The sequence below is a fragment of the Niveibacterium sp. COAC-50 genome, assembly GCF_013184235.1.
Taxonomy (GTDB): domain Bacteria; phylum Pseudomonadota; class Gammaproteobacteria; order Burkholderiales; family Rhodocyclaceae; genus Niveibacterium; species Niveibacterium microcysteis.
In genome coordinates, this window is record NZ_JABCJM010000003.1 from 209,418 (window position 1) to 232,876 (window position 23,459).

Genomic DNA, 23,459 nt, shown 5'->3' on the forward strand with positions numbered 1-23,459 from the left:
CGAGATTCGCCCGCGCGAGGCGAACTCGCGGTCGCTGGTGTGTATCGATTGCGACAAATTGTCGCCTTCATCACTGCAGTGTTTGGCCTGAAAGCCCGCATTCGCGCGGTTTCCGAGGCCAGGCACAGGGATTGCGACAGAGCTTTGCGACACCCATCGCAAGGTCGCCGCCGTGAAAGCTTCCGAGATCACCGCCCTGCAGAATGAGCCCGCCTGCGCCCACAACGCCGGCGAGAAGAGCGGCTGCGCGCGCCCCAAGCCGGGTGCAACGGCCGGTGGCTGCAGCTTCGACGGCGCGCAGATCGCGCTGCTGCCGATTGCCGACGTCGCCCACATCGTGCACGGGCCGATCGGCTGCGCGGGCAATTCCTGGGACAACCGCGGCACGCGATCCAGCGGCCCGGTGCTCTATCGCACAGGCATGACCACCGACCTCAGCGAGCAGGACGTGATCATGGGGCGCGGCGAGAAGAAGCTGTTTCACGCAATCAAGCAGGCGATCGACGAGCAGGCGCCCGCGGCCGTTTTTGTCTACGCCACCTGCGTCACGGCGCTCACCGGTGACGATCTCTCCGCGGTCTGCAAAGCGGCAGAAGCGCGCTGGGGCGTGCCGGTGGTGCCCGTCGATGCGGCGGGTTTCTACGGCAGCAAGAACCTCGGCAACCGCATCGCCGGCGAGACCATGCTCGATCATGTGATCGGCACTCGCGAACCTGAGCCGGTATCGGTGGCGTGGGTGCCGGGCCAGCGGGTACACGACGTGAGCCTGATCGGCGAATACAACATCGCCGGCGAGTTCTGGAATGTCGCGCCGCTGTTCGACGAACTCGGGCTGCGCATCATCGGCACCTTGTCGGGCGACGCCCGCTACCGCGAGGTGCAGACGCTGCATCGTGCCGAAGCCAGCATGGTGGTGTGCGCGAAAGCCCTCTTGAACGTGGCGCGCAAGCTCGAGAAGCGCTGGGGCGTGCCGTACTTCGAGGGCAGCTTCTATGGCGTGGCTGATACATCCGAAGCGCTACGCGCCTTTGCCGGCCTGCTGCGAGACGCGGATCTGAACGCGCGTACCGAGGCGCTGATCGCACGCGAGGAGGCGTGGATCAACGCAGCACTCGACCCGTGGCGCGCGCGCCTGCAAGGCAAACGGGTACTGCTCTACACCGGCGGCGTGAAGTCCTGGTCCATCGTCTCTGCTTTGCAAGACCTGGGGATGCAGGTGGTGGCCACTGGCACGAAGAAATCCACCGCCGAAGACAAGGCACGCATTCGCGACTTGATGGGCGACGACGCGGTGATGATCGACGACGGCAGCCCCAAGGCGCTGCTCACCGCGTACAAGGACTTGCGCGCCGACATCCTCATCGCGGGCGGACGCAACCTCTACACCGCGCTAAAGGCGCGCATCCCCTTCCTCGACATCAACCAGGAACGCGAATTCGGCTATGCCGGATACCGCGGCATGCTGGAACTCGCGCGCCAGCTGGCACTTAGCATCGAAAGCCCGGTCTGGGATGCGGTTCGCCGCCCGGCGCCATGGGCGCGCAGCAAGCTGGCCGGCACGCCGGTGGGAGCCTGACATGGCCGAAGTGATCAAACGCAGCAAGCCGCTCTCGGTCGATCCGCTGAAGACAAGCTCCACGCTCGGTGCGAGCCTCGCTTTCCTCGGCTTGCAGCGGGCGATTCCGATGATGCATGGCTCGCAGGGCTGCACCGCCTTCGGCAAGGTGTTTCTGGTGCGCCACTTCCGCGAGAGCATTCCGCTGCAGACCACGGCGATGGACCAGATCGCCACGGTGATGAGCGCCGACGAGAACGTCATCGAAGGCCTCAAGACGCTGTGCGAGAAAAGCGGCCCGGATGTGATCGGCCTGCCTACGACCGGCATCGCCGAAACCCAGGGCAGCGACATTCACCGGTTGGTGCGCGAGTTCCGCGCCAGCCACCCGCAGTACGCACAGGTGGCCATCGTGCCGGTGAACACGCCCGACTACATCGGCAGTCTGGAGAGCGGTTTCGCGCTGGCGGTCGAGGCGATCATCCAGACGTTGGTGCCGCACACCCGACATGCGGGCCGCCGGCGCCGTCAGGTGAACGTGCTCGCATCGGCCGCGCTAACGCCGGGCGACATCGAGGTGATCCGCGATTGGTGCGAAGCGTTCGGGCTGCGCGCCGTGGTGCTGCCGGACCTTGGCGATTCGCTCGACGGCCACCTGATCGAAGCCGAGCATTCGCCGCTGACGCTCGGCGGTACACCACGCGAAGAAATTGCCGCAATGGGCGACTCCGTCGCCACGCTGGTCATCGGCGATTCGCTCAAGCGCGCGGCCGACGAATTGCATCTGCGCACCGAAGTGCCTGACTACCGATTCGACCACCTGATGGGGCTCGATGCCTGCGACCGTTTCACGCAAACGCTGGCGGAGATCTCCGGCATCACGGTCCCGGCACGGATCGAGCGACAACGTGCCCAACTGCAGGATGCCATGGTCGACAGTCACTTCATGACCGGCTTCCTCCGCGTGGGCATTGCAGGGGAGCCCGACCTGCTTGCGGGCATGACGGAATTCTTGACCAGCAATGGCTGTGAGGTCGTAACAGCCGTTGCCCCGGTGCGCGCCGAATCGCTCGTGCGCCTGCGCTGCGCCACCGTCCAGACTGGCGACCTGCAGGATCTTGAACAGGGAGCGCAAAGCCAGCATGCCCAGTTGCTGGTTGGCAGCGCGCACCTTGCACCGTGCGCCGGGCGACTCGGTATTCCGCTGCTACGCGCAGGCTTCCCGCAATACGACCGGCTGGGCGGCTTTGCCCGCCCCTGGGTGGGCTACCGCGCAGCGCGGCAAGCCCTGTTCGACATCGCCAACCTCGTCCTGGAGCAACACCATGACATTCCTGCCTACCGATCCGTTTTTTGGTCAGGCGGACCCCGCGACCGCGAAGACCACCCTCTCCCTTCGCAAAGTCGCGCTGGCGTGGTCCGCCACTGACCCCGAGCCGGGCACGCTGCGGGTGGCATTCGCCAGCCGCGACCGCGTTCATGTCGACCAGCATTTCGGCGCCGCCGAAGGCTTCGTCATCTTCACGGTAGACGCTGAGCGTGCCCGGCTGGCGGGGGTGCTGGAATTCCCGCCCGAAAACATGGACGGCAATGAGAACAAGCTCGGCGAGCGAATCCGGGCGCTGGAGGGCTGCGCGGCGGTCTACTGCCTGGCAGTTGGCGGCTCGGCAGTGCGCCAGCTGCTGGCGGCCAACATCCAGCCGATCCGACTGGAAAACGCTGCATCGATCGACCCGCTGCTCAACAGCATCCGCGACGCGATCAATGCGGGCGGCGTGCAGTGGATAGACCGCCGCATTCATCGCGACACCGATGATTCGCGTTTCGAGCGCATGGCCGCCGAGGGTTGGCAGGAATGATGGAACGCACTGCACGCGTCATCGCGATCCACCCGGGGCATATGGATGTAGCCGTGCAGCCCGCTGCAGCCTGCAGCGCCTGCGGTGCGCGTAAAGCCTGCCAGGGCGAATCCGCAGATCGCGTATTCGCGCTGCCGCTCGCCCCTGGCGTCGTGCTCGGCGCCGAGGTGTCGCTCGCCCTTGAGGATCATCGCCTGCTGATGACTGCCGCCCTTGCCTACCTGGTGCCAGCGGTGGGCTGCGTGGTCGGCGCCGTACTCGGGCAGATACTCGGCCACGGCAACCTGACCGCCCTCGCAGGCGCCCTGACTGGCTTGTTCGCCGGCCTGCTCTCCGCGCGCGTATTGACCGCGCGCCTGGGCGACGACTGGAACCAGCCCGCCATACACAGTTGCAGTCCCCTCCCCCCTTCGGACAAGCGGAGCTCCGAATCATGACGACCACTACCACCGTGCCCGACCCGATCTTCGAAACCGACTTCATGCGCGAAATGCTGCGCCAGATGCGTGCGCTGGACAGCTATGGCGTGCACGACGGAAAGAGCGTCGAGCAGCTGCTTGCACCCTTCGTGTTGACGAAGGAAGCCCGTGCGGCGATCCCGCTACTGGGCGATCCGGATGAAGTCACGCTCGCTCGAGTGCGTGCCTTCTACAACGCCATCGCGGTGCTGATCGAAAAGGAATGCGGAAACATGGCCGTGCCGCTGGTGCATCTGTCGCACGAAGGCTTCGGCCGCGTGATCATCACCGTGGGCAAGCTCGTTGCACTGGATCGCAGCCTGCGCGATGTGCATCGCTTCGGCTTCGATTCCTTCTCGAAGATGAAGACGGAAGCGGACAAGCAGCTCGCCGTGGCGATCGAACTCGTTGGCCGCCACCCGGACGTGGCCGACCTTTGAGCACTGCCATGGACAGCCCGACACTCGAATCGCTGGAGAAGGACGTCCGCCGCTTGCGGCGCATCGCGTCCGAATGGGCAGGCCAGCTGCATGACCTGGTCGAGGATCGACTTCCCGCCGCGTTCCACGAGATCCCCGGCATCTCGCAATCCACCTACGACGCGTGCCAGGCCTGGGCCGAAGCGGAAGCCCGGTTGCGCGCGGCACGTACTGAACACCCCTTGTGAGTCACCCCCCCTTTTCACCATCACAGGAGCAACACCATGTCTGACATTACCGGTATCACCCGCGGCGGCACCCCATGGACGCCTGAATTTGCTGTCGCGCTCGATGCCAAGAAGTGCATCGGCTGCGGCCGCTGCTACAAGGTCTGCACGCGTGACGTGCTGGAACTGATCGATCGGAGCGAAGACGATCTGCCCGAAGACGACGATGACGACGACAGCGAGAGCATCTCGTCCGTGATGTCGCTCGCCGACCCGATGGACTGCACCGGCTGCGGTGCATGCAGCCGCGTTTGCCCCAAGGCTTGTTTCACACACAGCGCGATGCCGCTGGCAGCCTGACGCCCCCCCGCCTCACCCGCACCGGCCGCATTGACTGCGGCCGGTGGCGCTTCATCCGCGGCCCGACCGCAGATCACGCCGCTACGGCGCCTTCCCCACAGGGCCTTGTAGCAAGTCCGACAATCGCGCCACGCTCGCCCGCCCAAGCCCTTTCCACACCGGCCTTTACGACCGACGAGCTCACTTGGCACACGCTTTGCAGTAGCTCCTTGCAAGCACCGATCAGCGCGGTGCGCCCTCAAAGTCGTCAAGGAGCCTGCCATGTGGGACTACACCGAAAAGGTCAAGGAACACTTCTTCAACCCACGCAACGCCGGCCCGCTGGAACAAGCGAATGCGGTTGGTGACGTCGGCTCCATCCAGTGCGGTGACGCACTTCGCCTGATGCTGGATGTCGACCCGGAAACCGAGATCATCCGCGATGCGCGCTTCCAGACCTTCGGCTGCGGCTCGGCGATTGCGTCGAGCTCGGCGCTCACGGAGATCGTCAAGGGCAAAACCCTGGACGAAGCACTCAAGGTCAGCAACCAGGACATCGCCGCCTTTCTCGATGGTCTGCCACCGGAAAAGATGCACTGCTCGGTGATGGGCCGCGAAGCGCTGCAAGCCGCGATTGCGAACTACCGCGGCGAGGCATGGAAGGACGACCACGAAGAAGGCGAGTTGATCTGCAAGTGCTACGCGATCGATTCGGCGCTGATCGAACGGGTGGTGCGCGAGAACGGGCTCACGACACTCGAACAGGTAACCCACTTCACCAAGGCTGGCGGCGCCTGTGCGTCCTGCCACGAGAAGATCGAGGACGTGCTGATCTCGATCGTCGCGGCTCGTTGCGAAGCCGGCGCAATCGAGGCAGCTCCAGCGGCCGCCGCCCCGGCACCGATCGACACCGTTGCTGCCGAGAAACCGCGCATGACCAACCTCCAGCGCATGCGCAAGATCGAAGAAATCATCGAATCGGTGCGCCCGATGCTGCAGAACGATCATGGCGACATCGAGATCGTCGACATCGTCGGCAAGAACATCTACGTGAACCTCAAAGGCGCCTGCATGGGCTGCGCGCTCGAAGCCGCCACGCTTGGGGCGATACAGCAAAAGCTGTTCGAAGAACTGGGCGAATACGTGCGCCTGCTGCCCGCAAGCCAACACGAGATGGCGCGCTGAGCGCACCCAGAAGCCAGTCCGACCCCCAACGGAGCGCCCGACATGAAACCGATCTATCTCGACAACAACGCCACCACACCGTGTGACCCCGCCGTGGTCGCCGCCATGCTGCCCTTCTTTACCGAACAGTTCGGCAACGCATCATCGATTCACAGTTTCGGCAATCAGGTGGGGGTTGCGCTCAAGAAGGCGCGCGCGCAGATCCAGGCCTTGCTGGGCGCCGAGCACGACTCGGAGATCATCTTTACATCCGGCGGCACCGAGTCGGACAACACGGCAATTCTCTCCGCGCTCAAAGCGCAGCCAGAGCGCAACCAGGTCATCACTACCGTCGTCGAACACCCAGCCGTGCTCGCCTTCTGCGACCGGCTCGAGAAGGAAGGCTACGTCGTGCATAAGCTGCGGGTGGATGGTCGTGGCCGCCTCGACATGGACGAGTACCGCGCGCTGCTGACCGACCGGGTCGCGATCGTTTCGGTGATGTGGGCCAACAACGAAACGGGCACGATCTTCCCGGTCGAAGAGATGGCCGAGTACGCCCACGCACGCGGTATCCAGTTCCATACCGACGCGGTGCAGGCGGTCGGTAAGCTGCCGATCGACCTGAAGCGCACGAAGATCGACATGCTCTCGCTGTCGGGCCACAAGCTGCATGCGCCCAAGGGTATCGGTGTGCTCTACCTGCGCCGCGGCACACGTTTTCGCGCGCTGCTGCACGGCGGCCAGCAGGAACGCAGCCGCCGCCCTGGTACCGAAAACGCACCGGGCATCATCGCGCTGGGCAAGGCAGCCGAACTCGCCATGCAACACATGGAGACCGAGAACACGGACGTCCGCTTCCTGCGCGACAAGCTTGAGAAAGGCATTCTCGCGCGCGTGCCACGCGCCTTCCCGAACGGCGATCTGCACTGCCGGCTACCGAACACCAGCAACATCGCGTTCGAGTTCGTCGAGGGCGAAGGCATCCTGCTGTTGTTGAACAAGCTGGGCATCGCGGCCTCCAGCGGATCGGCCTGTACTTCGGGGTCGCTCGAACCCTCGCATGTGATGCGTGCGATGGGCATTCCCTACACCGCGGCGCACGGCAGCATCCGCTTCTCGCTGTCGCGCTACAACACGCTTGACGAGATCGAACGCGTCATCGAGGCGGTGCCGCCGATCATTGCGCAGTTGCGCAAGATCTCGCCCTACTGGAACGAGAGCGGTCCAGTTGAAGACCCGGACAAGCTGTTCCAACCCGCCTACGCCTGATTTGCGCTACGCAACGGAGACCGCGATGCCCGCATTCGTCACCGTTAATGACACAACCCTGCGCGACGGCGAGCAGACCGCAGGGGTTGCATTCAGTCGCGCCGAGAAGCTGGATGTAGCCCGCAGGCTCGACGCCCTCGGCGTGCCGGAAATGGAAGTCGGCATCCCGGCGATGGGCGAGCACGAGCGTGCCGGCATCCGCGCGATCGCGGCCCTTGGCCTGCATGCACGGCTGATGGTGTGGGCGCGGCTCACGGAGTCGGACGTGCGCGCCTGCGCAGGGCTTGGCGCGCATTTGATCGACATCTCCGCACCGGCCTCCGACCAACACTTGGCCCGCAAACTCGGCCGGTCGCGTGAATGGTTGCTCGGCGAGATCGCTCGTCTGGTGCCACTCGCGCGTGGCTTCGGCTTGGGCGTTTCGATCGGGCTTGAAGACGCGTCGCGCGCTGACCTTGGCTTTCTCGTTCGCATCGCCCAGGTCGCCGAGGCTGCCGGTGCCATCCGGCTCCGCTTCGCGGACACGCTCGGCGTCATGGAGCCCTTCGGCGTACGGCGGGCGATTCGCACGCTCAAACGCCACTGCGGCCTGCAGATCGAGATGCATGCGCACAACGACCTGGGCATGGCCACCGCGAACACACTGGCCGCCGCACGCGCCGGCGCGACGCATGTGAACACCACCGTGAACGGCCTGGGCGAGCGCGCCGGCAACGCTGCGCTGGAGGAAGTCGTGCTCGGCCTCGGTCAGTGCTACGGCATATCGACCGGCATCGATCTGACCGCATTTCCGGTGCTCGCGGAACGCGTCGCCGCCGCATCCGGACGACCGATTCCCGCGCAGAAGAGCCTGACCGGCGCCAACGTCTTCACCCACGAAGCCGGCATCCATGTCGACGGCCTTCTGAAGGATCCGAGCAACTATCAGGGTTTCGACCCCGCATTGGTCGGCCGCTCGCACCGCGTCGTGCTCGGCAAGCATTCCGGCAAGGGCGCGGTGAAGTCCGTCTTCGCCCGCCTGGGCCGCCCGGTCGGCGACATGGAGGCCGACGCCCTGCTTGGCCGGGTACGGCAGTTCGTTGTCGCAACCAAGCGCGCCCCCAACGACGACGATCTGATGCGCCTGTTCGACGGTGCTACCCCAGAACCACTGCCCTGCTGAACGAACGCGAGGACACCATGCACGCCCCCTCCCCCACGCTGGCCGACGACCTTGCCGAACTCGAAACGATCGAGGACTTCCTCGCCTATTTCGGTATCCCCTACGAACGTTCGGTAGTGCAAATCAACCGGCTGCACATCCTGCAGCGCTTCCACGACTACCTGCGCAGCGCCGACGAGCCGCCGGTCTACGAACAGTGGCACGAGCGCCTCGCGCGCGCCTACGACGACTACCTGAATTCGGACGCGATCACGCAAGGCGTGTTCCGCGTCTTCAAGCGCGCCCGTGGCATCTCCACCGTGCAGCTCAGCGACATCGGGCGGGCCCCGCGATGAACCCGCAGTTCGAACTTGGCGATGTGGTGCGTGTCGTGCGCAACGTGCGCGACGACGGCACCTTTCCCGGCGCCACCCGCGGCGATCTGCTCGTGCGCCGAGGCAGCCTCGGGCATGTGGTCGACATCGGCACCTTCCTGATGGATCAGGTCATCTACTCGGTCCATTTTCTGGACGCCAAACGGATTGTCGGCTGCCGCGAGGAAGAACTACTCCCCGCTGACGCCCCTTGGGCGGAATCTCAGTTCGAGACGCGGGAACGGGTGCGCAACCTGAAAGCACTGTCGATCGACGGCGAGGTACGGGTGCCCGTTGGCGCGGTGGGCGAAGTGCTCAAAGTGATTCGCGACGTCGCCGACGACATTGCCTACCACGTCCATTTCCCGGTGTTCCCTGGCCGCACGCTTCAGGTTCGCGAGCGCGCCCTTGGCCCGGTCACACCAGCGATTCAGGAGACGAGTGATGCCTGACGCCACCACAAGCCAAGCTGTTGCACATGCCCCGTCGCGCTACCTCACGATCAAGCATGCGCAGGCCTTGTTCCAGCAAGCGCCCGACGCGCTGTCCGATGCGCAACGCGCGCGCGTCGACGAAGTGGTCGCGCGCCAACTGGCGATCGAGCAGCGTGTGCTGATGAGCGACGAAGCCCGCCGTGTCGCGGTCAGCAGCGACATGGTGGACGCTGGCGTAACCGAGGTCATGTCGCGTTTTGAGAGCGAAGCGGACTTCGTCTGCACACTTGCAAAGCAAGGGCTCACGCAAGCAGCGCTGCGCGAAGAACTGACGCGCGACATGACCGTCGAGGCGGTGCTCGACGCGGTATCCGCCAACGTTCCGCCCGTCAGCAAGCAAGACGTCGAGATCTTCTACCGCCTGCACGCCGATCGTTTTCACACGCCCGAGCGTCGCACGGTCAGGCACATCCTCATCACGATCAACGACGACCTTGCCGGCAGCGGCCGGGTCGCGGCGCGTGCCCGTATCGACCAGATACGGGCTCAGTGCGCGCGCGACCCGGAGCAATTTGCGAAGCAGGCCCTGCGCCATTCGGAATGTCCGACGGCGATGCAAGGGGGTCTGCTCGGCCCGGTCACGCGCGGCCAGCTGTTTCCGGCGCTCGATGCAGCGCTGTTCTCGATGGCGACAGGCGAGTTATCCGGCGTACTGGAGTCGCCGATGGGTTTCCACATCCTGTGTTGCGATCACATCCGCCCCGCTGGGCGTGTGCCGCTGGCAAAGGTGCGCGACAAGATCCGCATGCAGATTCTGAGTACGCGGCGCGCGCACTACCAGAGGGAGTGGTTGCGCAGCCTGATCACCAGGAAGTAGCGCGACACCCGCGCCACACCGACACCCCAAGCTCAGCGATGAACGCCGAGTGCTGCCAGGGCGCCCTTCATCGTCAGCACCGCGCGTTGCAGCTCTGCGGCACTCAGATCGTCACTTGCCGAGATGCTCTCAAGCGCCTCGACCGTCTCGCTCAACTCGCGCAGCGCCACCTGCTCCGCTTCAAAGTGCGCTTCCTCGTAAAGCGGTTTCCAAGCCGGATGCCGGGTACCCACAGGCCTTTCAAGCTGGACATGCCGGCCGGGGCCGGTCCATACCCATGCAACGGGTGCGAGCCTACCCATGATCCACCTCCTGTAGCAGTACGGCAGCCGCGCGGTACGCGGCTTCACGCCGTGTGCGCAGTTCGTCGGAATCGGGCCCCGTCAAGGGTGCGAGGGCGTCCACACAATCGCGCAGCACTGCAATCACCCGATGAAGCGGCACAGGTGTCTCAGGCTGCTCAAAGAGTGGCACCAGTTCGCAATCGAAGTCTTCAGCGTGGGCCAGTGCCTCGCGCTGGGAATAGAAGGTGCAGGTCTCGACGTAGGCCTTGTTTCGCGGCACCAACATCCACGCCGACGGTGCGTAGCGGTGAATTTGCGAGGCGTCCTGCAAAGCCGCCGAAGACTCGTCAGTGCCTGCACGGTAGGCCACATTCGCGGCCGCACTGGCACCGACACGGCCAACGGTGGCCGGCGCCGTTGATTCAAGCAGGCCCGCGGCCAGGCGACGGGCATTGCCATTCTGTTCAAACATGCTGCTTCCTTGCTCTCAACCCGGGGAAAGATCCGTCCCCGCAACGCTTCCAGCGCCAACTTGTGGCTGGCGCCGATCAATACTTTAACGAAAGCAAGTAATGCGCCGTATCAGCGAGCGCCACGGAGCGATGCGGCTTGCCTGATCTGGGCCAACAGGTGCGCTCAGGCCAGCGGACTCGGCTCGCACCGCAGCGGTGGTGGATGCCCAAGAACGGGGCATCTCACCCCTCTTCAACAACGGCTTTCAGGTGCGGCGCTACACACCCGCCCCACAGCTCAAACCGAAGGCGTTGTGCCAGGTTCGCGCGCCCAACGGCCGACTTCAGCGATGACCGCCTCTTGCTTGGCGCGGTCAACCTTGGCCTGAGTGAGGTAGACCGTCACGACAATCGGCTTGCCTTCGGGCGTCCAGTAGACGCCGACGTCGTTCGCTGTACCCGTCGACGCGTTGCCGGTGCCGGTCTTGTCGGCGAGTCGCCAGCCGGCCTTGAGGCCGGCTCGCAAGCGCTGGTCGCTGGTCTTGGTGGCGAGCATCCATTGCGTGAGTTGGGCCTTGGAGCCCGCACTCAACTTGTCTTCAAGGAGCAGCCGGCGCAGATCGACCGCCATCGCCGCGGGCGTCGTCGTATCGCGCACGTCGTCCGGCAGCGCTTCGTTGAGCTCCGGTTCGCCCCGATCAAGCCGCGTCAGCGTGTCACCGATGCCGCGCACGTAAGCGTTCCACTGCGGAATGCCGCCGATCTGTCGCAGGATCAGATTGGCAGCGGTGTTGTCGCTTTCGGTGATTGCGGCTTCACACAGCTCGCCCAGGCTCAACCCTTCACCACCGACATGCTGCTTCGTCACCGGCGCCCATTCGAGCAGATCGCTCTTTGCGATGACGATGCGCCGATCCAGCTGCTCCTGTCCGGCGTCGACACGCCCGAGCAGCGCAGCGGCGGCGAGCCATTTGAAGGTGCTACACATCGGGAAGCGTTCGCCTTCCCGGTAGCCGGTGATACGGCCACTTTCGGTATCGATGCAGCACACCCCAAGACGGCCGCCGACCTTCGCCTCGATGTCCTCAAAAGGGCTGTGGCGATTGCGATGATGCGGCTTCTTTTGATGTGACTTCTTCTTCGCGCTGGCCTCAGACGCGAACGCGGCGAGCGCGACACTGCCCGCCCAGAGGAATGCCCTTCTGTCCATCTCTGCCCGATCCACTGTTTCCTGGACCGGGCATGGTATTCGGCATACGGCAAAAATCCGACCCCGAATTGTTTCGGGAGGTGAAGGGCCGCCGTAACCGCAGGTGCGGCTTCAGGCGTCGTCGCTATCCAGTTCAAAGCCAGGCCGGCGCGGCACCGACATTGGATCGCACTGGATCGCGCGGTAGATCTCGACCCTGTCCCCCGCCCGAAGCGGTGCATCGAGCTTGACGGCCTTGCCGAAGATGCCGACCCGCTGGTTCGCGAGGTCGATGTGCGGGAACTGGGCGTAGATACCGGACAGATCGATTGCGTCCTTGACGCTGGCGCCTTCCGGCACTTCGATGCTGTGCCAGGCCTGACGGCCTTTCTCGGTGTACGCGACTGCTACCTTGAGCGTGCTCATGATTGCCTCCGTCAAACACTACAAGCTGAGTGGGCCGGCCCGGCCGCGCAGGCGGGGCGCGCGAGGCGCCGTTCGATCAAGCGGCGCGCTGCAAGCAGCAGCCCAAGTACGAGGAATCCGCCGGGCGGCAGCACCATCATCAATACCCCCGTGTAACCGGGCAGCACGGTGACCTCCATGAATGAGAAGGCCGGGCCGAGCAGCAGACTCGCCTGCGAGAACAAGGTGCCCACGCCGATCAGCTCGCGCACCAGCCCCATGAGCGTAAGCGCGAAGGTGAAGCCCAGCCCCATCGCGAGCCCATCCACCGCCGAGGCGATCACCCCGTTCTTCGACGCGAAGGCCTCAGCTCGACCGAGAATCGCGCAGTTCACAACGATCAGCGCGATGAACAGGCCGAGTACCTTGTGCAAACCATGCAGCCAGGCATTGAGCGACATATCCACCAGCGTCACCAGCGTGGCGATGACCACGATGAAAACCGGAATCCGCACCTGGCTGCTGACGAAGTTGCGGATGCTCGCGATCATCATGTTCGAGACCACCAGCACCGCTGTGGTCGCCAACCCCATGCCCAGGCCATTGGTGCCCGATGTGGTGACCGCCATCGTCGGGCACATTGCAAGCAACTGCACGAACACGACGTTCTGATCCCACAAGCCATCGCGCCACAGGCGCCCCATCGACGTGCCACTCATCGTGCTGCCTCCGAAATCTCCGCGTGGTGGGCGGCGTAGAACTGCAAGCCTTCCCGCACCGCCTTCACGACCGCCCGCGGCGTGATCGTTGCGCCGGCGAACTGATCGAACACGCCGCCATCCTTCTTGACCGCCCAGCTGGCGAGCGGCATTCCGGCGAGTGACTTCTGCTCGAACGAACGAATCCAGTTCGTTTTCGCTGCGTCGATCTTGTCGCCGAGGCCCGGTGTTTCGCTGTGCCGCAGCACCCGCACGCCGGTGACCACGCCAGCCGGATCCACACCGATCAGCACGACGATTTCGCCGGCATAACCACGCGCGCTGTACTCGAATACTGCTGCGCTGAACTGGCCGGCCTTGCGACCGCGATATACGTTTACTTGTCGACCGCCGCTGTCGACCACGACGATTGCATCGGCAAGCAGATCGTTGTCGGCCACGCCGGTCGGCAGCACTTGCGTCAGCGACTGTTTCAGATCCTCTCTTGCAGCCTGCTCGATCGCCGGCGTAGTAGCCCGGTTGGCCACCACGAGCGCCGTGCTGGTGAGAAAGGTGCTGAGCGCCAGCAAAGCGCCCTGGTAAGTGATGCGTTCCCGCCACAAGGCCAGATCCATGTCAGCGCTCCTTGCGCGGCGCGATGGGTTGCCCGCGCCAGTTGCGGCCATACACCCGCGGTTTGATTACCCGGTCGATCACGGGCGTCAGCGCGTTCATCAACAACACTGCGAACGCGACACCTTCCGGGTAGCCGCCGTAGGTCCGGATCAGCCAGGTCAGCAGCCCGCAGCCAGCACCGAACACCAACTGCCCGCCACGTGACGACGGCGAGGTGACGTAATCGGTTGCGATGAAGAACGCGCCGAGCATCGCGCCACCGGAGAGTACGTGTGCCCCCGCGTCAAGATAGCGTGCCGGGTTCACCGCATGGCCGATCGCAGCCGGCAGCGCAATCGCCAGCAACATGCTCAGCGGGATGTGCCAGGTGATCAGGCCCATCAACATCATCGCAACGCCGCCTGCAGCGATCAGCAACACGGCCGTTTCACCGAGGCTGCCGGGCCGCAATCCAGACCACGAAAGCGGAAGGCCGTTGGCGAAGGTCTGCAGCAGAGACACGCCACGTGAAAGCTCGGTCTTGGCCTGGCCCAACAGCGATGCGCTGGTGTAGGCATCCGGCACGCTGCCACCGAAGGTGAGCTGCAGCGATTCGATCCAGCCGGGGGCATGCGCGCCGGTGAGCCCGATCGGCGCCACCCAACCCGTCATCACGACCGGGAAGGACACCAGTAACGCCACCCGCGCCACCATCGCCGGGTTGAACAGGTTGCAGCCAATACCGCCGAAGACCTGCTTGCCGATCACCGTGGCAAACACTCCGCCAACAAGACCCAGCCACCAGGGCGCCCAAGGCGGCAGCGAAACGGCGAGCAGCCAACCCGTGAGCAGCGCAGAACCATCGGTCAGCGTTGCCACGACGGGCTTGGCCATCAACCGCAGGCACAGCGCCTCGCCCGCCAGCGCTGCGATTACGGTGATCAACCACAGGTTGAAGGCCGGCCAGCCGAAGTACCAGAAGCCGCAGGCGGTTGCCGGTGCGAGTGCCAGCATCACCTTGAGCATGACGTGCGTGACGCTGCCAAGTTGCCCCGCGTGCGGTGAAGCCGCCACCGACGGCAAGGCGGAAGAAGCGAGCATGTTCATGAGGGCATCTCCTGTGCACCGGACGCCGCTGCGGCCGCCTGCTGAGCGGCCCGCGCGGCTTTGCGCTTGGCCGCGGCTTCGGCGCGTTCCCGCGCGTCGCGCTCAAGACGTTCGCGGCGCGCGTCTGCCAACTCGCGGGTGAGCGCGTTGCGCTTCTTCTGCTGCGCCCGGCTCCAGATCACGCCTTTGGCGTGCTGGAACGATTGCACCAGCGGCAGATTGGATGGGCAGACGTACGCGCAACAACCACAGGCCAGACAATCGTCAAGTTGCAGACTGGCGGCACCGTCGTAATCTGCAGCGCGCACGCGTGCAGCAATTTCCAGTGGCTGCAGACCCATCGGGCAGGCCTTGACGCACGAGCCGCAACGAATGCAGGCGGAAGGTGCGGGCCGCGCGATTTCTGCTGCAGTGAGCGCGAGCACGCCGCCGCAGGCCTTTACCGTGGGCACCTGGGCATGCGGCAGCGCAAGCCCCATCATCGGTCCGCCCATCACGAGGCGGGCTGGCGTTTCCTTGAGGCCGACGAATGCCAGCAGGTCCTCGACGAGCACGCCGACCGGCGCCAAAACGTTGCCTGGCGCGGCGACCGCCCCGCCATTGACGGTGACGATGCGGCGATAGAGCGACTCGCCATGGCGCAGCGCGCGATGTATCGCCGCACAAGTGCTGACGTTGTTCACCAGCACGCCAATGCTCGCAGTGCGCGCCCCGGCCGGGACCTGTTTGCCGGTAAGCACTTCCACGAGCTGGCGATCGGACCCCATCGGGTAGCGCGCCGGCACCGGGCAGATGCGGATCGCGGCGTACGGCCGCGCCGCTTCGCGCATCGCAGCAATCGCTTCCGGCTTGTTGTCTTCGATGCCGACCAGCGCGGTGCTTGCACCGACTGCATGCATCAGGATTCGCACCCCGTCGATCACCTCGTCGGCCCGATGCCGCATCACGCTGTCGTCACTCGACAGGTAGGGCTCGCACTCGCCGCCATTGATCACCAGCGTGTTGACCTCAAGCTTGCGGCCGAGCTGCGCCTTGGGTGCCGACGGAAAGGTCGCACCACCGAGTCCGACGATGCCGGCATCGGCGATGCGTCGCGTGACTTCCGCCGGATCAAGCGCGAGCGGGTCTTCGACGCCTGCGGTGGCAAACGCGCGGTCCTCGCCATCGAGCGTGATCGTGATCGCGTCGAACGGAAGCCCCGAGGGATGCGGTGCGGTCACTGGCCCGATCGCGCTCACGACGCCTGACGACGGTGCATGCACGGGTGCGGAAACACTGCCCTGCGCTGCAGCTATCATCTGGCCACGAAGCACGATGTCACCGACAACCACCACTGGCTTGGCAGGCGCCCCGACATGCTGTAACAGCGGCACACACAGCTTTGCCGGCAAGGGCATCACACGCAGCGGCACGTCGGCGGCCGGGCGTTTGTGGTCGTCGTGCGGATGCACCCCCCAACGCCCACCGTTGAGTTTTTCAAGTAGGCCCATTCACGTCATCCTCAGGCGAAGCTCGGCGCTGCCCAGTTCCATTCCTGCAAGCTCTGCGGCAACGGGCGCAGGCTGATCGCACCCGTCGGGCAGTCCGACACGCATACACCGCAACCGGTACATGCCTGGTGCAACACCCCATGAATCTGCTTGCTGGCGCCGACGATGGCATCCGTGGGGCAGTTCTTCATGCAGCGCGCGCAGCCGATGCAGATGTCTTCCTGCACATCGGCGATCTTCGGGCTGTAATCGCCCGCTGCGCCTGCGTCGAACGTAATACCCAGTTTCTCGGCGATTGCCTGGGCCAGCGAAGCCCCACCACCCGGACACACGTTGGCAGGCGCGGACCCGGCCACGAGCGCCTCAGCGGCAGCAGTGCATCCAGCGAGCCCGCACTGGCCACAGTTGGTACCCGGCATCATCGCGGCAAGCTCGCTGGCGACTTCGTTGCCTTCAACGGCGAAGAAGCGCGAAGCGACGCCGAGCAACACGCCCAGCACCAACCCAAGGGTCGAGAGAATGAATATCGGCGCAAGCATCGTCACCTCCGTCAGTTGAAGTTGAGACCGGCAAACCCCATGAACGCGAGGGCCAGCAAGCTGGCCAGCACGAAGCTGACCGGCGGCCCGTCGAGCAGCTTGGGCACACGGGCGAGCGCCAGCCGCTCACGCAGGCCGGCGAACATCAGCATCGCGAGCGTGAAGCCCAGCGCCGATCCGAAGCCGTAGACCACGCTCTTGACGAAGCTGCCACCGTCCTGAACGGTAAGCAGCGCGAGGCCGAGCACGGCGCAGTTGGTCGTAATGAGTGGCAGGAAGATGCCCAGCGACTGGTACAGCGCCGGCATCGTCTTCTTTATGACCGCCTCGATGAACTGAACGGTCGCGGCAATCACGACAATGAATGTCAGGATGCGGAGAAATTGCAGCCCGAGCGGAAGCAGGATGAAGTGATCCAGCACCCAGCTCGCCGCCACGGCAACCGTAATGACGAAGGTTGTCGCAAGCCCCATGCCGAAGGCACTGTCCATGCTCTTCGACACCCCCATGAATGGGCACAGGCCAAGGAACTTGGTCATCACCACGTTGTTCACCAGGGCGGTGCCGACCAGAAGAATCAGGTATTCACTCATGCGGGTCGAAGCCTCCTGCCCCGCTTTCGCATGGAGCGTGCCAAGTCGATGCACGGCGCACCGGGGCAGTGCGCCAATGCCCCGCCGGCCCTTGTGTGTGGCGCGTTCGGGGCTGGTGCCGCGCCAACGTCGTTCGCAAATTCACGTGTCAGGGATGCAACAAACCGACGTTGCGTTGTGACGAATCCTCACAACGACACCAGCATTTGACGTCGCTCAAGCGCGGTGGCGGGGCGCGGATTTTCGGCACGGTTGCTGCATTGCGGTAGGCGAGCGTTCAAACGAGGCCCACCATGCCAGAGCAGAAGAAGACCGCCGCCACGAAGAAGGCCGCACCGGCGGTTGCCCGGAAGATTCCTGCCGCGCTATTCCGTGCCGCAGTCGAACAGGCCGACATCGCGATCTCGATCACCGACCCGCGCGCACGCATCGAATATGTGAACCCGGCGTTCACACGCGTCAGTGGCTACAGCGTGGGCGATGCCGTCGGGCAGCATCAGTCGATCCTGTCGAACCACACGACGCCTCCCGACGTGTACAAGTCGATGTGGCGCCGTATCACCGCCAAGGAAACATGGACCGGGCGTCTGGTGAACCGCCGCAAGGACGGCGCCCCTTACCTGGCCGATCTCACCGTCACGCCGGTGCTGGACGAGGCGGGCCAGATCACCCATTACCTGGGCCTGCAACGCGACATCACCGCGCTGCACAAGCTCGAATGCGCAGTGCGCAACCAGAAAGCGCTGATCGAGTCGGTCGTCGACGGCGCCCCGCTGGTGCTCGCCCTGCTGGATATTGGTGACCGCGTCGTGCTCGACAACCTCGCCTACAAGGCGCTGATGTCCGACCTCGGCATGGCCGAGCCGGCCAAGGTGCTGCTGGACGCGATCCGCAACGAACTGGGCAGCGGTTTCGGCCCCTTCAAACCCGGCAGCCACGCCTTCCTCGACCGCCAGGTGCGGCTCGACCGCCCGCACTGGCGCTCACCGCGCTGGTTCTCGTGCTCCGCCGTGTGGGTCGCGGCGGATAGCGATGAGGCGGACGACTTCTATGCCAGCAAGGGAGAAGCCTTCTTGCTTCTGGTGGCCACCGATGTGAGCCGGCAAGTGCAGGAGCAGGAGAAGGCGCGCATCGCTGCCTTGCAGGCTGTGATGGCCGAGGAAAGCCGCCAGCAAGCGCTGCGTGAGAGTCTGTCCGCCGCGGTGTACCAGATGGAGGGGCCGCTCAACATTCTCGGCTCGGTCGTCAACATGATGGGCCGACGCGGCTGCGACCCGGCCCAGGCGGCACTGGCAGATGCGCTCAAGGCGGGCCAGACCGCGCTTGAGACCCTGCGCAGCGCGATTCCGGCGCGCGCGCAAGAGGCCAGCACAGCGGTCAACCTCAATGAAGTGGTGCGCGATGTGCTGGATCTCTCTGCCGTTCGGCTGCTCACTGCCGGCGTATCCGTGAGCTGGCAGCCTCAGCTTGTGCTGCCGGCCATCCAGGGCTCGCCGACGCGTCTGAGGGCGCTGCTCAAGGCGCTGGTCGACAACGCGATCGAGGCGATGAACATCAAGGGTTGGCGGCAGCGCGAGCTCAACATCAGCACCCGTACGCTGCACAGCAGCCTGGAAGTGCGCGTCGAGGACAGCGGCCCTGGCCTTCCGGACGAACTGCGCCTGAAGGCCTTCGAGCCCTTCTTCAGCACAAAGAAGCAGCAGGGCAATCACCTCGGCACAGGGCTGGCCGCCGCTCAGCAGGTGGCGGTGGATCACGGGGGCAGCATCGAGTTGGGTAATGCGGCAGGCGGTGGCTGCACCGCGCTGCTGGTGTTGCCCCTGCTCCGCCACGCGTCGGCATCGATGACGCCGCTCAACAGTCGCGAGATCGGGTAAGGCCATGGACACCGAAGGCGCACTCCACCGAATTCAACTCGAAACCCTCTACCGCGTCAGCGTAATCCTCTCGCGCACCCTCGACGTCAAGCAGGCACCGCAGGAGGTGCTGCGGGTCCTCGAAGAATCCGCCGGCCTGACGCGCGGCATGATCAGCGTGCTGGATTCCGATAGCGGAGAACTGGTTGTCAACGCCTTGCAAGGTGTCGAAGCAGAGGACTTCGAGCCGGTCCGCTACCAGGCTGGCGAGGGCGTGCTCGGGCTGATCCTCGAAGAAGGCAAGACAGTCGCCCTGCCCTCCATCGCGAGCAATCCGCGCTTCCTCAACCGGCTTGGCATCTACGAACGTCGCCTGCCCTTCATCGCGGCACCGATCCACGTTGGTGGCACCTTGCACGGCGCGCTCGCGGTGCAGCCGAACCGCCTTGACGATGGGCAGCTCGCGGTACGCGCACGCTTCGTCGAGATGGTCGCCAACCTGATCGGCCAGAGCGTGAAGCTCTCGCTCGACGTGGCGCATGAGAAGGAAACGATCGCCGAAGAGCGTGACACCTTGCGGCGTGCGGTGCGCGGCCAGCACGGCTTCGACAACATGGTCGGCCACTCGGCAGCGATGCGCCGCATCTTCGAGCAGATCCGCATGGTGTCGAAGTGGAACACCACCGTGTTGATCCGCGGCGAAACCGGCACCGGTAAGGAGCTGATCGCGAACGCCATCCACTACAACTCGCCCCGCGGCCGCGGCCCCTATGTGCGACTGAACTGCGCATCGCTGCCGGAAAACCTGCTCGAATCGGAACTCTTCGGCCACGAGAAAGGCGCCTTCACCGGTGCCGTGGCGGCACGCAAGGGACGCTTTGAAATGGCCGACGGCGGCACGATCTTCCTCGATGAAATCGGCGAGATCTCGCCCGCCTTCCAGGCCAAGCTGCTGCGCGTGCTGCAGGAGGGCGAGCTGGAGCGCGTTGGCGGTGGCCGCACGATGAAGGTCGACGTGCGTGTCATCGCGGCGACGCACCGCGATCTGGAAGACGCGGTGGACGATGGCAAGTTCCGCGAAGACCTTTACTTCCGGCTCAACGTGATGCCGATTACCGTGCCGCCGCTGCGCGAGCGGCTCGAAGACGTGCCCGAGATCGCCCGCCATCTGATCGGGCGTGTCGCGACTGCACAGGGCCGGCCGCTCGACCTAAGCGAAGCGGCCATCACGCGCCTGATGCAATACAACTGGCCCGGAAACGTCCGTGAGCTGGAGAACTGCCTAGAGCGCGCCGCGGTCATGTCGGAAAGCGGCCACATCGATGCCGACCTGATCCGTATCGACCGCCAGCGCGAGATGGCCGCCGTGGCCGCCGCCAACCGGATCGACCTGGACGACCCGACGCTGGATGAACGCGATCGCGTGATCGCCGCGCTGGAGCAAGCCGGCTGGGTGCAGGCCAAGGCAGCGCGCCTGCTCAACATGACACCGCGCCAGATCGCTTACCGCGTGCAAACATTGGGGATCGAGGTGAAGCAGTTCTGAGCACCGCCGGTCATTCGCGCGCCGAAAATGCCTTCGAGAAGTGCGGCACCAGGAAGCGGGCCGGAAAGCTTGTGGGCATCGCGTGCGTTGCATCGATCAGTACGAACTCGTGCGCGATGCCGCGCGCCGCCAGCGCTTGTGAAAACGCCTTGCTGCCGCTGACGATCCAACCATACTCGTCGTCTTTCCCAACCACGATCTGGATCGACTTCAGCCGCGCTGCTTGCGCAAGGTAGGCGTCGATCTTTTCCTGCGGGGCGCCGAAGCCGTGCTCCCAGTTTGCAACGATGCGCTCATCTTCCGGTGAGCCGTCAAACACCGGGATCTCGGCATACGGACGCGGAAGCGCTGGGTTGGGCGAGAAGGCGGCGCCATAGGCACGCTTGATCTCGGTGTTCCAGCTCTCCCAGGCGGCCTTGATCTGGCCCGGCGCGACCAGACCTGGCGCAAACGCCAGAACCGACTGATACACATCGGGGTGGCGCAAACCAAGGTGGATGGCGCCGAAACCGCCCATCGACGCCCCGGCAATACCACGTCCGGCAGGCGCCGCAATCGTGCGCAGGTGCGAGTCCGCCCACCCCACCAGCTCTTGCACGATGTGGTCTTCCCAGCGGCCGCTTGCAGCCGAGTTCACGTAGAAGCTCCCGCGCAGGCTGTTGGTACCGTCGGCCTCAATCACAATGAACGGGGTGGTGCCGGGTTTGCGCATCTCTGCATCCAGCACGTCCTTGAAGTAGGCCAGAAAGCCCATTCCGCCACCGAAGCCGTGCAGGTAGTAGACCACCGGGAAGCGCCGCTCAGCCTCCTCGAAATAGGTGGGTGGCAGATACACCGAGAAGTAGCGCGTCGGGCCATCCTTCAAGGCGCCGTCATTCACGGCCGGCGATCGCATCTCGTCGAGCATCAGCCGGTTGGGTGCCGCGGCCGTCGCACTGGCATTTGCCGTTGTCGTGGTCGGCGCGCCGGCAGCCTGTGCCTCGGCCTGAAATAGGCTCAGGCCAAGTGCGCACAGCCCGGCGAGCGTTAGGATAGGGAGCCTTGGTTTCATGATGTGTTCCGTGAGTCAGTCATGAAATGGATCGTGCAGGCCGGCAAGGATCGAAAATGAACCTTTCTTGCGATACCCCGATCACCCGCGACGCGCTCGACGCAATCCGGCGCGTACTGGGCCATATCGAAGCGCAGCTCACTGCGCCCTTGTCGCTCACCGACCTGGCGGCGGTGGCGGCCTATTCACCCTTTCACTTTCACCGGCTCTTTGGCGCGTTGGCCGGCGTACCGCTGATGAGCTACGTGCGCAACCGCAAGCTCGACGAAAGCCTGGTCGATCTGCTCAACGGGAAGGGCTCGGTGCTCGATCTGGCGCTGCGCTACGGCTTCGGCTTTGAACAGAGCTACGCAAGGGCATTTACGCGCCGCTTTGGCGAAACCCCGGCCCGTTTGCGGCGAAACCCGAAGGCGATTCAGATCGCAGGCCCACTGGTTGTTCGCGAAACGCCAGGGGGCGGCTTGCTTGCCGACCCGAGCTTTGTCGTCTGCCCGCAACGGATGTTGATAGGCCGTGCTATCCATCTTGCGCTGAGCGAAGACCTGCAGGATGGACTGGCAAACAGCGCCGGGCGCGCTTTCATGGAACGCGACGCACCGCGTATCCGGGGCAGCGTTGCCCCGGACGTGTACATCGGCCTCGTCAAACCGGTAAACCCGTTGACCGGCCTTGCGACCTACGTGCCCGCGCTCGAAGTGCGGCCCGACGCACCGATACCGGCAGGCCTTGAGCGCCACCGCATCCCGGCGCGACGCTTCGCGGTATTCCGCTACGCAGGCTGGCACCCGCCCGAGGCATTGGATCTTGCGCGCCTGACGCAACTGCTCGACTTCATCTTCCTGCAATGGCTGCCGCAATCGGCATGGCGGCTCGACACCACCTTTCACCTCGAATCGATCGATCTTCGCCGTTGCGCTGCGGACTTCACCGAGGCCTTGCTCTACATCCCCGCGGCACCACCACCCCAGGCGGGACCACCAGCGGATAGCCGCACGGCGTGATCGCGCTAGCGCAGCTCAGCGCGGCACACGGCCCTGCAATTCCAGGCAGAACCGGAACACGCGGTGGGCGATGTCCACCGGGGGCAGATACATCATCGGGCAGCCACCTTCAACCACGGTTACGCCTGCCGCGCGGCAGCGTTCGACCGCTGCGGGGCTGACACTGCCTTTACCGAACGACCGATGCAGCCACACCGCACGCACGCCGCGCGCAATCGCTTCCTCAACCACCTTCACCGAATCTGCCGGCGCGGTCACGACCATCACGCTGCCCACCTCGCCCGGCACGCTGGATAGGCTGGGATAGCAAGGCACACCGCCAATCGCGTTCGCCGCCGGATTGACCAGCCACACGGCATGGCCACTGTCTCGCAGCCGTTTTGCGATCAGCGCACCGGGCCCGCTCCCGCTGCGCGAGACGCCCGCCACTGCGACATGGTGGCTCGCGAGAAACGTGGCGATCTCAGCGGGTATTCGGCTCATCACAATTCCTCCGCTCCAACAGGCTGACCTT

Annotated in this window: 28 protein-coding genes; 16 read left to right on the forward strand and 12 right to left on the reverse strand. The window is 64.9% G+C overall.

The genetic code is table 11. The features are described from left to right. The first annotated feature begins 172 nt into the window (after nucleotides 1-172). The 13 genes from nifE to nifM all read left to right on the forward strand — a co-directional run bounded on the left by nifE (nucleotide 173) and on the right by nifM (nucleotide 10,119). Nucleotides 173-1,576 carry a nitrogenase iron-molybdenum cofactor biosynthesis protein NifE gene (nifE, locus tag HH302_RS14040; RefSeq protein ID WP_172202863.1) on the forward strand — a complete coding sequence of 468 codons (1,404 nt, stop codon included), beginning with the start codon at nucleotides 173-175 and terminating at the stop codon, nucleotides 1,574-1,576. A 1-nt stretch (nucleotide 1,577) separates the two neighbouring features. Beyond that, nucleotides 1,578-2,984 (forward strand): nitrogenase iron-molybdenum cofactor biosynthesis protein NifN, encoded by a 1,407-nt coding sequence (gene nifN / locus HH302_RS14045; protein ID WP_172202864.1) that lies wholly within the window; start codon nucleotides 1,578-1,580, stop codon nucleotides 2,982-2,984. After that, nucleotides 2,881-3,414: a NifB/NifX family molybdenum-iron cluster-binding protein gene (locus HH302_RS14050; RefSeq protein ID WP_253946155.1), complete on the forward strand. Its 534-nt coding sequence runs from the start codon at nucleotides 2,881-2,883 to the stop codon at nucleotides 3,412-3,414. The genes nifN and HH302_RS14050 overlap by 104 nt, the downstream gene beginning before the upstream one ends. After that, nucleotides 3,411-3,851, forward strand: coding sequence for a SoxR reducing system RseC family protein (locus HH302_RS14055; RefSeq protein WP_172202865.1), 441 nt, complete (start codon nucleotides 3,411-3,413; stop codon nucleotides 3,849-3,851). The genes HH302_RS14050 and HH302_RS14055 overlap by 4 nt, the downstream gene beginning before the upstream one ends. Then, entirely contained in the window at nucleotides 3,848-4,312 is a 465-nt protein-coding gene (locus HH302_RS14060; RefSeq protein ID WP_172202866.1) for a NifX-associated nitrogen fixation protein, read from the forward strand. Before HH302_RS14055 ends, HH302_RS14060 begins: the two co-directional genes overlap by 4 nt. A gap of 8 nt (nucleotides 4,313-4,320) precedes the next feature. Next, nucleotides 4,321-4,539: a CCE_0567 family metalloprotein gene (locus HH302_RS14065; protein WP_172202867.1), complete on the forward strand. Its 219-nt coding sequence runs from the start codon at nucleotides 4,321-4,323 to the stop codon at nucleotides 4,537-4,539. Between the two features lie 36 nt (nucleotides 4,540-4,575). Continuing rightward, nucleotides 4,576-4,878, forward strand: coding sequence for a ferredoxin III, nif-specific (gene fdxB, locus HH302_RS14070; RefSeq protein WP_172202868.1), 303 nt, complete (start codon nucleotides 4,576-4,578; stop codon nucleotides 4,876-4,878). A 261-nt stretch (nucleotides 4,879-5,139) separates the two neighbouring features. After that, nucleotides 5,140-6,042: a Fe-S cluster assembly protein NifU gene (gene nifU, locus HH302_RS14075; RefSeq protein WP_172202869.1), complete on the forward strand. Its 903-nt coding sequence runs from the start codon at nucleotides 5,140-5,142 to the stop codon at nucleotides 6,040-6,042. A 42-nt stretch (nucleotides 6,043-6,084) separates the two neighbouring features. Further along, nucleotides 6,085-7,293, forward strand: coding sequence for a cysteine desulfurase NifS (gene nifS, locus HH302_RS14080; RefSeq protein ID WP_172202870.1), 1,209 nt, complete (start codon nucleotides 6,085-6,087; stop codon nucleotides 7,291-7,293). 25 nt (nucleotides 7,294-7,318) lie between these two features. Beyond that, on the forward strand, nucleotides 7,319-8,455 hold the full coding sequence (gene nifV, locus HH302_RS14085) for a homocitrate synthase (RefSeq protein ID WP_172202871.1): 1,137 nt from the start codon (nucleotides 7,319-7,321) through the stop codon (nucleotides 8,453-8,455). Nucleotides 8,456-8,472: 17 nt separating this feature from the next. Then, complete coding sequence (nifW, locus tag HH302_RS14090; protein ID WP_172202872.1) at nucleotides 8,473-8,790, forward strand: nitrogenase-stabilizing/protective protein NifW; 318 nt, start codon at nucleotides 8,473-8,475, stop codon at nucleotides 8,788-8,790. Continuing rightward, complete coding sequence (locus HH302_RS14095) at nucleotides 8,787-9,260, forward strand: nitrogen fixation protein NifZ (RefSeq protein WP_172202873.1); 474 nt, start codon at nucleotides 8,787-8,789, stop codon at nucleotides 9,258-9,260. The genes nifW and HH302_RS14095 overlap by 4 nt, the downstream gene beginning before the upstream one ends. Beyond that, complete coding sequence (nifM, locus tag HH302_RS14100) at nucleotides 9,253-10,119, forward strand: nitrogen fixation protein NifM (protein ID WP_172202874.1); 867 nt, start codon at nucleotides 9,253-9,255, stop codon at nucleotides 10,117-10,119. The genes HH302_RS14095 and nifM overlap by 8 nt, the downstream gene beginning before the upstream one ends. 32 nt (nucleotides 10,120-10,151) lie before the next feature. On the opposite strand, the gene HH302_RS14105 is transcribed toward nifM, so the two are convergent. From HH302_RS14105 to rsxA, 10 genes are all read right to left on the reverse strand, one after another. Further along, a complete protein-coding gene (locus HH302_RS14105) occupies nucleotides 10,152-10,421 on the reverse strand; it encodes a hypothetical protein (RefSeq protein WP_172202875.1) in 270 nt (89 codons plus the stop codon). Beyond that, a complete protein-coding gene (locus HH302_RS14110) occupies nucleotides 10,414-10,875 on the reverse strand; it encodes a hypothetical protein (protein ID WP_172202876.1) in 462 nt (153 codons plus the stop codon). Before HH302_RS14110 ends, HH302_RS14105 begins: the two co-directional genes overlap by 8 nt. 278 nt (nucleotides 10,876-11,153) lie before the next feature. Further along, nucleotides 11,154-12,065 carry a class A beta-lactamase gene (gene bla / locus HH302_RS14115; RefSeq protein ID WP_172202877.1) on the reverse strand — a complete coding sequence of 304 codons (912 nt, stop codon included), beginning with the start codon at nucleotides 12,063-12,065 and terminating at the stop codon, nucleotides 11,154-11,156. Nucleotides 12,066-12,176: 111 nt separating this feature from the next. Continuing rightward, a complete protein-coding gene (locus tag HH302_RS14120; protein ID WP_172202878.1) occupies nucleotides 12,177-12,470 on the reverse strand; it encodes an RnfH family protein in 294 nt (97 codons plus the stop codon). Between the two features lie 11 nt (nucleotides 12,471-12,481). Beyond that, on the reverse strand, nucleotides 12,482-13,168 hold the full coding sequence (locus HH302_RS14125; RefSeq protein WP_172202879.1) for an electron transport complex subunit E: 687 nt from the start codon (nucleotides 13,166-13,168) through the stop codon (nucleotides 12,482-12,484). Further along, nucleotides 13,165-13,782 carry an electron transport complex subunit RsxG gene (rsxG, locus tag HH302_RS14130; RefSeq protein WP_172202880.1) on the reverse strand — a complete coding sequence of 206 codons (618 nt, stop codon included), beginning with the start codon at nucleotides 13,780-13,782 and terminating at the stop codon, nucleotides 13,165-13,167. Before rsxG ends, HH302_RS14125 begins: the two co-directional genes overlap by 4 nt. Nucleotide 13,783: 1 nt before the next feature. Then, nucleotides 13,784-14,869 (reverse strand): RnfABCDGE type electron transport complex subunit D, encoded by a 1,086-nt coding sequence (locus HH302_RS14135; RefSeq protein WP_371814720.1) that lies wholly within the window; start codon nucleotides 14,867-14,869, stop codon nucleotides 13,784-13,786. After that, on the reverse strand, nucleotides 14,866-16,359 hold the full coding sequence (rsxC, locus tag HH302_RS14140; protein ID WP_172202881.1) for an electron transport complex subunit RsxC: 1,494 nt from the start codon (nucleotides 16,357-16,359) through the stop codon (nucleotides 14,866-14,868). Before rsxC ends, HH302_RS14135 begins: the two co-directional genes overlap by 4 nt. 11 nt (nucleotides 16,360-16,370) lie before the next feature. Continuing rightward, complete coding sequence (locus HH302_RS14145; RefSeq protein ID WP_172202882.1) at nucleotides 16,371-16,898, reverse strand: RnfABCDGE type electron transport complex subunit B; 528 nt, start codon at nucleotides 16,896-16,898, stop codon at nucleotides 16,371-16,373. An 11-nt stretch (nucleotides 16,899-16,909) separates the two neighbouring features. Continuing rightward, a complete protein-coding gene (rsxA, locus tag HH302_RS14150) occupies nucleotides 16,910-17,491 on the reverse strand; it encodes an electron transport complex subunit RsxA (protein ID WP_172202883.1) in 582 nt (193 codons plus the stop codon). 293 nt (nucleotides 17,492-17,784) lie between these two features. On the opposite strand from rsxA, the gene nifL reads away from it, so the two are divergent. Beyond that, complete coding sequence (gene nifL, locus HH302_RS14155; RefSeq protein WP_172202884.1) at nucleotides 17,785-19,368, forward strand: nitrogen fixation negative regulator NifL; 1,584 nt, start codon at nucleotides 17,785-17,787, stop codon at nucleotides 19,366-19,368. A gap of 4 nt (nucleotides 19,369-19,372) precedes the next feature. After that, complete coding sequence (gene nifA, locus HH302_RS14160; RefSeq protein WP_172202885.1) at nucleotides 19,373-20,893, forward strand: nif-specific transcriptional activator NifA; 1,521 nt, start codon at nucleotides 19,373-19,375, stop codon at nucleotides 20,891-20,893. Between the two features lie 10 nt (nucleotides 20,894-20,903). Here nifA and HH302_RS14165 read toward each other — a convergent pair whose 3' ends face one another. Continuing rightward, nucleotides 20,904-21,944, reverse strand: coding sequence for an alpha/beta hydrolase family protein (locus HH302_RS14165; protein ID WP_172202886.1), 1,041 nt, complete (start codon nucleotides 21,942-21,944; stop codon nucleotides 20,904-20,906). A 56-nt stretch (nucleotides 21,945-22,000) separates the two neighbouring features. On the opposite strand from HH302_RS14165, the gene HH302_RS14170 reads away from it, so the two are divergent. Next, nucleotides 22,001-22,945, forward strand: a complete 945-nt coding sequence (locus HH302_RS14170; RefSeq protein ID WP_172202887.1) for a helix-turn-helix domain-containing protein — start codon at nucleotides 22,001-22,003, stop codon at nucleotides 22,943-22,945. A gap of 15 nt (nucleotides 22,946-22,960) precedes the next feature. On the opposite strand, the gene HH302_RS14175 is transcribed toward HH302_RS14170, so the two are convergent. Then, nucleotides 22,961-23,428: a CoA-binding protein gene (locus tag HH302_RS14175; RefSeq protein WP_172202888.1), complete on the reverse strand. Its 468-nt coding sequence runs from the start codon at nucleotides 23,426-23,428 to the stop codon at nucleotides 22,961-22,963. Nucleotides 23,429-23,459: the final 31 nt, after the last annotated feature.